General features: G+C 42.5%; 10 protein-coding genes. 9 read left to right on the top strand and 1 reads right to left on the bottom strand.

What is annotated here, in order from left to right; translation table 11 throughout:
- Positions 1-401: 401 nt before the first annotated feature.
- The 3 genes from ACFSB2_RS05055 to ACFSB2_RS05045 all read left to right on the top strand — a co-directional run bounded on the left by ACFSB2_RS05055 (position 402) and on the right by ACFSB2_RS05045 (position 1651).
- The gene (locus tag ACFSB2_RS05055) at positions 402-659 is read left to right on the top strand and encodes an AbrB/MazE/SpoVT family DNA-binding domain-containing protein (RefSeq protein ID WP_377941800.1); all 258 of its coding nucleotides are present in this window, start codon (positions 402-404) and stop codon (positions 657-659) included.
- On the top strand, positions 656-967 hold the full coding sequence (locus ACFSB2_RS05050; protein ID WP_377941799.1) for a type II toxin-antitoxin system RelE family toxin: 312 nt from the start codon (positions 656-658) through the stop codon (positions 965-967). Before ACFSB2_RS05055 ends, ACFSB2_RS05050 begins: the two co-directional genes overlap by 4 nt.
- A 93-nt stretch (positions 968-1060) precedes the next feature.
- Positions 1061-1651, top strand: a complete 591-nt coding sequence (locus ACFSB2_RS05045) for a DUF3967 domain-containing protein (RefSeq protein ID WP_377941797.1) — start codon at positions 1061-1063, stop codon at positions 1649-1651.
- A gap of 8 nt (positions 1652-1659) precedes the next feature.
- Here ACFSB2_RS05045 and ACFSB2_RS05040 read toward each other — a convergent pair whose 3' ends face one another.
- Positions 1660-2229, bottom strand: coding sequence for a site-specific integrase (locus tag ACFSB2_RS05040; protein WP_377941796.1), 570 nt, complete (start codon positions 2227-2229; stop codon positions 1660-1662).
- A 464-nt stretch (positions 2230-2693) separates the two neighbouring features.
- Between ACFSB2_RS05040 and ACFSB2_RS05035 the strand changes: the two genes are divergently transcribed.
- The 6 genes from ACFSB2_RS05035 (at position 2694) to ACFSB2_RS05010 (ending at position 7523) form a co-directional block, all read left to right on the top strand.
- A complete protein-coding gene (locus tag ACFSB2_RS05035) occupies positions 2694-3002 on the top strand; it encodes a PadR family transcriptional regulator (protein WP_377941793.1) in 309 nt (102 codons plus the stop codon).
- Positions 2999-3916 (top strand): permease prefix domain 1-containing protein, encoded by a 918-nt coding sequence (locus tag ACFSB2_RS05030; RefSeq protein ID WP_377941790.1) that lies wholly within the window; start codon positions 2999-3001, stop codon positions 3914-3916. Before ACFSB2_RS05035 ends, ACFSB2_RS05030 begins: the two co-directional genes overlap by 4 nt.
- 27 nt (positions 3917-3943) lie before the next feature.
- Positions 3944-4993, top strand: a complete 1050-nt coding sequence (locus tag ACFSB2_RS05025) for a VanZ family protein (protein ID WP_377941788.1) — start codon at positions 3944-3946, stop codon at positions 4991-4993.
- A 389-nt stretch (positions 4994-5382) separates the two neighbouring features.
- On the top strand, positions 5383-5616 hold the full coding sequence (locus ACFSB2_RS05020; protein ID WP_377941785.1) for a hypothetical protein: 234 nt from the start codon (positions 5383-5385) through the stop codon (positions 5614-5616).
- Between the two features lie 950 nt (positions 5617-6566).
- On the top strand, positions 6567-7022 hold the full coding sequence (locus tag ACFSB2_RS05015; protein ID WP_377941801.1) for a GNAT family N-acetyltransferase: 456 nt from the start codon (positions 6567-6569) through the stop codon (positions 7020-7022).
- 174 nt (positions 7023-7196) lie between these two features.
- Entirely contained in the window at positions 7197-7523 is a 327-nt protein-coding gene (locus tag ACFSB2_RS05010; RefSeq protein ID WP_377941784.1) for a GNAT family N-acetyltransferase, read from the top strand.
- Positions 7524-7907: the final 384 nt, after the last annotated feature.

Raw genomic sequence — 7907 nt, 5'->3', positions numbered from 1 at the left:
CCTGTACACCGCTTGAACGGGTACAGGGCTCTGAATGTGCTATCTCAGATTTGATAAATTCGCATCCATCGATTTCCTCGACAGGATAGTTGAACTTTACGTAGAAACTAGGTATTATCAACCTAGTTGAGTCAGTAAAGTCAGCGGATGCGGTTTTTATCGCCTGTCACCGGTTTGGTCGGTGTTCAGAAACATGGGAGCTTCCAACTACCCATGATCCTGCTGGCTTTTTGGCATTTTCCAAGGTATTACACAAATTCAATTCGACTAATTTCGGGAAAACCCTTCCTGTATCGTCCTCAATTGAACTTGTGGGAGCTAAGTCCACCACTGCCCTATGTATTCCAGGCGTTGAATCGGTGTATAATTAAGTGGGATAGTCCCACCAAGGAGGTTTTATAATGTCTGTTCCTAAACCAATCTCGGTTCGTTTGGATGATAAAGGACGTTTGACCCTTCCGCGCGATGTTCGTGAGGCGCTACGTGCACAACCAGGGGATGTGTTCTTTATCCAGCCCGAAGAAGATGGGGTACGCTTGGTTCGAGCAGGAAATCCGTTTGATGCATTGACCGCAGAAGCGATCCAAGAAGACGACGCGGGCGAGACCATTGCACTCGATGACATTTTGAAGCGTGAAGGGATTTCAATCGACGAATGATGTACGACATCAGGTTTACCAAAAAAGCCGATAAAGACTTTTCGGACTTGGGTAAGGTTGAGATGAAAAAAGCAGCGCAGGCTTTAGCGAAGCTTAAAACCGCTCCGTATACTGGTCACACATTATCCAATAAGCTAAATGGCGCAAGGAGTCTTGAATTTTCTGCTCCTGGTGGGGCATATCGAGCCGCGTACGTTGTTCGTGAAGATTTAAACCGTTGCGTTGTGTTTATGGTGGGCAGCCATGAGAACTTTTATCAAGAGGCAGAACGCCGATATGAGGCGTTGAAAAAAAGCGGACATGCCTAAAAGGTATTACTATGTCAATATCCATAGAGCGAGCTATAATAGCTGAAAAGTCATGTCCACGACACGTCCTGTACGATGTCCTAACAAAGGAGGGTGAACGTCCTGGCCAAAAAACAGATTGATTCTAAAGAAGGAGTGGATATATCCGAGGCAGCGAAAATCCTTGGTATTAGCGTAGAAGCAACACGTAAACGACTCCAGAGAGGAAGCCTTCAAGGATATAAAGTGGACGATCGCTGGTATATTGTCCTGGATGTACAGGACATGAAGTCCCGTACACGTCCTGGAGAAGATTCCGACACGTCCGGTACAGAATCAGAAAATGACCAGGACACAAATGAGGATGTCCAGGGCGCTATCCTTGCTTATCAGCAGATGGTCGAATCCTTGCAAGGCGAGATATCGTTTCTACGCCAGGAGTTGTCCGCTCGAACGGAAGAAAACCGCAGGAAGGACCACATCATTGCCGGTTTAACACAAAGGATTCCAGAATTACCGTCGGCGGATCAACAGGAACCCGCGGAGAGTTTGAAACACGAACTAATGAACCAGGTTCAATCTGAAATTGCAGCTACGGTGCTGCGTTTAGAAGAACGAGATCGTAAGCTTATGGAGGTTTTGCGAGAAATCCAGGATTCCAAGGATCAACAGAAAAAGGGCTGGTGGCCGTGGCGTAGAGCATAATGATGTACTCAAAGGTTCAACGTCAAATACACATCATCAAGCTGATCTTGTGTGATCCCGATATATCGAAGCGTGATGGACGGTGCTGAGTGATTCAGCAGCTTCTGTAACAGCGTAATGTCCTGCCCCTGTTTGAAGGCGTGATACGCAAATGTTTTGCGCAGCGTATGTGTTCCCATGCGTTCCTTTATCCCCACCGCTTTAGCGGCCTTATTTAGGGCTTTCCAGGCTTGCACCCTCTGTATATGGGTATTTCCCTTCCGAGAGGCGAAAAGCGGCTCAGAACGTAAATATGAGGCTCGTTTTTCTAAGTACTCCTCAATGGCCTTCCTTGAATTGTTGCTGATTGGAAAAGTCTTCGCTTTTCCCGTTTTTTTCTCCCGAATCGTGATTCGATCCAGCACTTTCCCTCTCTCACTGAGAACATCCTCGATGTTCAACCGTAAAAGATCGCTCACGCGCAGCCCGCTGTTGATCCCCAACACGAACAGACAGTAATCCCGCAAATTACTTCCTCGAAGTAGCAATTTCATGGCTTCAATTTTCTTTTTGTCGCGAATCGGTTCCACGAATTCCATTTAGAAACACATCCATATCATTTATATAATTATGTTTCATTATAGCCCAAGTCCGAAAAACGGTACAGTACAAAAAGGCCGAAATCCCTTGTTCCGCAAGAGGTTTCGGCCTTTTTATGAAAGAACCACAATAGAGTTGACAGGCTGTCGAGAAAGTCACTCTTTACGAAAAGGAGGGACTTTTTCATCCGTTTTGGGGGTACAAATATGTCTTGTGTCTTCCAAGAAGCGCCTTAAAACCGATTCTAGAGCGTCAAAATTCCGGTGATGATAAAACACCCTTTCCAGATAGTTTTTACCATACTCAGACAATATCCTTGTGTTTCTTTCGGAATAGTTAACAAAGGGCGATCAACTATCGTCTCATGAAAAGATATTGTCTAATGTCGTTGACTTATATACTATGTACATAGATAAACAATATAAGGGCGGATTTTATGCGAAATGAACGTCTAAGAGGATATATGGATGTCATATTGTTATCGATTCTTTCCGAAGGGGACTCGTACGGATATGACATTGTGCAGCAAGTCAATGATCTAACGCACGGTGCTTTGCTACTAAAAGAGGGTTCACTTTATCCTGCATTAAAGCGGTTGGAAGCTAACCATTTTATAGAGGGCTATTGGGGAACGGATAAGAATACGGGGCCACGTCGACGTTATTACTCAATTAAAGAACGTGGGAGAACCCATCTCAAAGGGCTCAAGCGGGAGTGGGACGCCGAACAACTTGTGTTATCCATGTTCTTTAGAAAGGTGATTTTTGAATGAACAACATTGACGTTTATCTTCGTCATGTCATCAAGGGTACATACCTACGGAAACGTGAGCGGGAAGCCTGGATTGAGGAGATGCAAAGCCATCTGAAGGACTCTGTGAAATATTATCGAGTCACCGGATTATCAGATGAACAAGCACATCAAAGAGCCATTACATCATTCGGAACACCGAAGGAACTTCGCCAACAGATTGTTCGAGAGACATTCATGATGCCACCTCGATGGTTTATGGTGGCTGCAGTTCTTTGCCTCCTTTCATTGGGAGTTGCTTTGTTTACAAATATGCGCTTTGACGATGTTGTCGTAAGTACGGGTAATCCTTACCATTGGGAATTTATACATAATTATAAGGTGGTTACTTGGCTGCATCATTATTTTCCGCTGAACCCCGCTCGGTGGGCAGCACTTGGAATTATGTGTTTCATGATGATTTTTACCCGCAAACAGACGGATCGATTGGCTGTTTTAGTGAGTTGGATACCATGTTGTGTAGCTCTACTACCTAGTAATATTTCACTCACTTCCATAATAGGGAGCCAGCGTGTGATATTTTCTGCATTTCCCATTATTCAGTCGGTGAACATTGCATCAATTTACGAATTTGTGATGCTGATTTTGTTTGGAGCTTTACTTTATTTATGGACAGACAATCGAGTCATTAGTTTAACACCTTGGTTGATATCAATGACCTTGACTACGTATGCATTTGTTTGGCGTACCGTTCAATCAACACTGTGGAAATGGACCCAAAATCCGATTTTTTGGGGACAAGCACCCGTCAGTTGGGGGGACATATGGAACACTTTTTCGTCATTGCTGGTTCATTTCATTGGGGCTGTTTTGGTGTTACATATTTGCCGACATATTAGTGCGAAGTTTATAAGGCGGGTCAAAGTAGTTGTTTAAAGTCATATATGAAACGGAGGGACCTTTTTGTTGACCATTACCCCGTTTGCCGTCGTCGCAACTGTGCTGTATTTGATATTGGCTATAGGTTTTGGGTTTAAGAAGAAAGTTTCAATCTGGCGGCAGGTACTGTCACTATTGTTTTTTGCATATCTACTTGTTGTGGTTGATATCACCTTGTTCCCAATCCCATATACACATAATGGTGGGGATATTCAGGCAAACAACCTAATTCCATTCAAAACGATCATGGCAATTCTCAAAGATGGTTCTCTTTCAAACGATTTCTCAAACATTGGTGGCAATGTGCTCTTGTTTGCACCGTTTGGATTCCTGATACCTTTACTGTTCAGAAAACAAAATAGTTATATAAAAATTCTCCTGTTGGGCTTTCTGGGCACTCTTTGTGTGGAATCCAGCCAGTTTATGATTTCTGCGATTCTTGGTTTCACTTATCGAAGTTTTGATGTCGATGATTTAATTTGCAATACAGTCGGTACATTGATTGGTTACGCAATTTTACGTGTGTGTAGATATTTGGGACAAAAAAGAATGTGGGTGAAACTCAGTCCAATCTTGGCTGTAGTTGTTGTGGGAGGAATTTTGGGGTATGAATATACATCTCACTCAACTCCAGAACGAGCACAAGAGAGCATGGATTCCAATGTGTTGCCACTTGTCACCGTTCCACTTTCCAAAGGCGTTGTATTGGTTACCCCCACGGACCCGAAAACCACAACAAAGGCGGGATATGAGGCTTGGTATTTTGAAAAATCCGGTCTATTGGGATGGCGATTGAAAGCAACATCCATTGATGAGCTTAATCATTCCGTTAGTTCGCTCACAGCAAATGAGCAAACTTTCATTTGGGGTGTTACAGGAAATTCCAATGCTGAAAGTGTTTTATACCGCACAAAGGGGAAATTTTATAAATCCAGTGTAAATGCCCAAGGAATTTGGGATATAGTTCTCCCATTCACTCAAAATATATCCTCCGGTGGAAGCTTGTCTCTAGTTCTTCATAATGGAAAGACTGATACACTTGCTTTTCAAACTAATAAGAACAATGAAAACTAAGGCGTCTCATGGCTTGAAAATTGTAGTCAAAAACCAAACAATCATAAAGCCATGAGACTCGCACATTACTTAGTAAGCCTTAATAGTGTACCGAGAAAGTTCCACCAATGAGATTGTTGGTACCATTTGCCTTCCATTCTATGTAGTAAAAGTCATTAGGGTCAAGATTTGTCCACTTAAAGCTAGCACTACCCAAACTTCCTACTGTTTGCCCTTTAGTCTCTGTTCCTGTGGTATAGTCCCACAGATATAAATTATAATTAGTGGGTGAACCACCATCGTTTGTTACTGTATCATTCATCGAAATTTCGTCAGAAGCATTAGGTGAAAAATAGTAGTTTGTATAAATTCCTGTATAATTGGAAACATCAGTAAATGAACCATTGTAGTTGTTTGCACTAAGATTCCAATATGACGAGCTGGATGGTGGCGTAATTGCCATAGGAGATATGCCCGACCCTGAGGAAGTTGAACCAGATGGTGGCATAGTTGAAACCCCATTCAGAACAGGTGAAGACGGACTGGACGTTGTAGCTGCAAAAGAAGTTGAAAATCCCGTCAACAACATTGTAGTAGCCGCAAGTGTACCAATTATCATTTTTTTGAAAGTAATTTCCTCCTAAAGGGGTGGTGGGATTTTTAGTGCCGTTACTCCCTTCTTGTGATTTTATAAGATTAATCAGACATTAACATGAGTACATAGTCCTATTTTTCTGCTTGTTGAGATTATATCGAATTGTCCGATGACAATACATAACATGGAGACCATGACAAAATAGGGGATAAGTACTGAACGAGGATTTACTTTGGATACCCACCACAAAATGGGGAAAAGTATTCCGCAGAGCTTTTTTGTTTCAGTGAGTGTCGTCAATGCCTCCACTGTTTGAGGTCTCATCCTGATACAGTGCAGTGTCGAGTTCTGATCGTATCTGTGCGATGATCTCATGCAATCGGGCTTTCTACTTCAGCGGATAGGTTATTTTGTGGATCATCTTGTGGATCATCTTGTGGATCGCTATTGGGGGCACTTTTTCCGAGATACTTGCTTACACGCCGTCCGTCAACAAACTTCATTCCGTTAAAAGTAGGGGCCGTGGCCGCTACCGGCACAGGTTTTGCAGCCCCGCTTAGAATGAGTCCACGCCTGGTTTTGCTGCTATTTCACTCGTCTTAGAATAATAATTCTAAGATGAGTTCAAAGTGCGGCAAAATCCCACCAGGAGAGGCGAATCCTAAGAAACATATCCATGCGTTTAATTCAGTTATGTTTCATTGTAGCCTAAGTCCGAAAAACAGTACAGCACAAAAAACGCCGAAACCCCTTGCGCCACATGGGATTTTGGCGTTTTTTTGAAAGAAACACAATATAGTTGAGTTTCTTTCAGAGACTTAGTTTAGAGCAGGTAAATCGCATCTTTCCTCAAAGTTATACTGTTAACGAAGCACTCCATATCGGAACGTGTTATGGAGCTAACGGACAGAAAACTGCAATACAGCTTATGCTAAAATTCTGATGAGGTTTAGTTGAGCAAAGTCGAGATGAGTTGAGAAAGGAAGAGATGAGTTGACCGTGAAAATTGAAAAGGCATCAGTATCGGATGCCGAAGAAATTCTGTCCCTACAGAAGCTTGCTTATAGAAGTGAAGCGGAAATATACAACGATTTCAGCATTGAGCCGCTTGTCCAAACCCTCGAACAGTTACAAAATCAGTTTGACGACCACACGGTGCTTAAAGCTGTTATTGATGACATTATCATCGGATCGGCACGGGCAAGCGAACAGGAAGGAACATGCTACATTGGCAAGCTTATGGTTCATCCTGACCATCAAAATAAAGGCATCGGAAAAATGCTCATGAATGCCATAGAAAATCTATTCCCGAAATGTCGTTATGAATTATTCACTGGGAGTAAGAGTGGAAAAAACATCGCTTTGTACGAAAAGTTTGGGTACAACACTTTCCACGAACGTGAGATGACTTCCGATTTTAGTCTCGTCTATCTTGAAAAGAAAAAACAACTTTGAGCGAAGCATTTGGAGCGGATGCCTGAAAGTGTCCGCTCCCTTGTTGTACTAAAGGGCTGCGTTAATTCAAGAAGTCGACGTAACACCCGATATCGGACTGTTAGAAAGAAGTAAATATGACAAACCAATGGATTTGAACGGGTGAAGCATTAGCTGTCTACTGGAGGGACAATCGTGATAATTGAACGCCAAATGAAGCCAGATGAGAGTAAGTATGTTTTTGATCGTTTGATTCAATACAATGCACAGTATATGCCAGAACAAGTAAAGGGCAACTACGAACAAATCAACTTAATACTCAAGAACGAGGAAGGTCAGATTCAAGGCGGAGTTCTTGCAGAATGGCGTTGGAATTGGATGCATGTAGGTATCCTATGGGTGGATGATACATTACGTGGGCAAGGTTACGGAAGTAGATTATTGAGCGAAATTGAATACATTGCTGCTCAGAAGGAATGTGAGTGTATTGAACTAGATACTTACAGTTTTCAAGCACCATAGTTTTATAAAAAACATGGTTTTCAAGTTTGTGGTGTGACTGAATACAGTCATGGAAAAGTGAAGCGGTATTACATGGTGAAGTACCTTAATGTTAGTCATGAACTGTCAACCACGGTTGTGGAGTAATCACCTTGTGGAAGATTAACGGAAGTGTTTGTTGAACAAGACTGGATACATAACTCCCCCTTATCAGACCCTGAAACGGAGGTTAGAATACAATAAATGACTTGACGGTTTACATACCTGAACAGAATCGAACAGTTACTCTCTCGCCTGATGAACAAAAACGCATGTTTGCATTACTCGGCTTATCTGAAGTCGAAATGAAACATAGCCTTTCACAGTTGGAGAAGCATGGATACATCAAGGTGGACAAGAAACAGA

Source organism: Alicyclobacillus fodiniaquatilis, from assembly GCF_042678105.1.
GTDB lineage: Bacteria > Bacillota > Bacilli > Alicyclobacillales > Alicyclobacillaceae > Alicyclobacillus > Alicyclobacillus fodiniaquatilis.
This window is presented reverse-complemented; position numbering and strand designations above follow the sequence as displayed.

What these genes read in the sequence shown, in the direction of transcription:
- ACFSB2_RS05055 (WP_377941800.1), top strand. Translation starts at nt 402, where the DNA reads ATGTCTGTTCCTAAACCAATCTCGGTTCGTTTGGATGATAAAGGACGT.
- ACFSB2_RS05035 (WP_377941793.1), top strand. Translation starts at nt 2,694, where the DNA reads ATGGATGTCATATTGTTATCGATTCTTTCCGAAGGGGACTCGTACGGA.
- ACFSB2_RS05040 (WP_377941796.1), bottom strand. Translation starts at nt 2,229, where the DNA reads ATGGAATTCGTGGAACCGATTCGCGACAAAAAGAAAATTGAAGCCATG.
- ACFSB2_RS05050 (WP_377941799.1), top strand. Translation starts at nt 656, where the DNA reads ATGATGTACGACATCAGGTTTACCAAAAAAGCCGATAAAGACTTTTCG.
- ACFSB2_RS05030 (WP_377941790.1), top strand. Translation starts at nt 2,999, where the DNA reads ATGAACAACATTGACGTTTATCTTCGTCATGTCATCAAGGGTACATAC.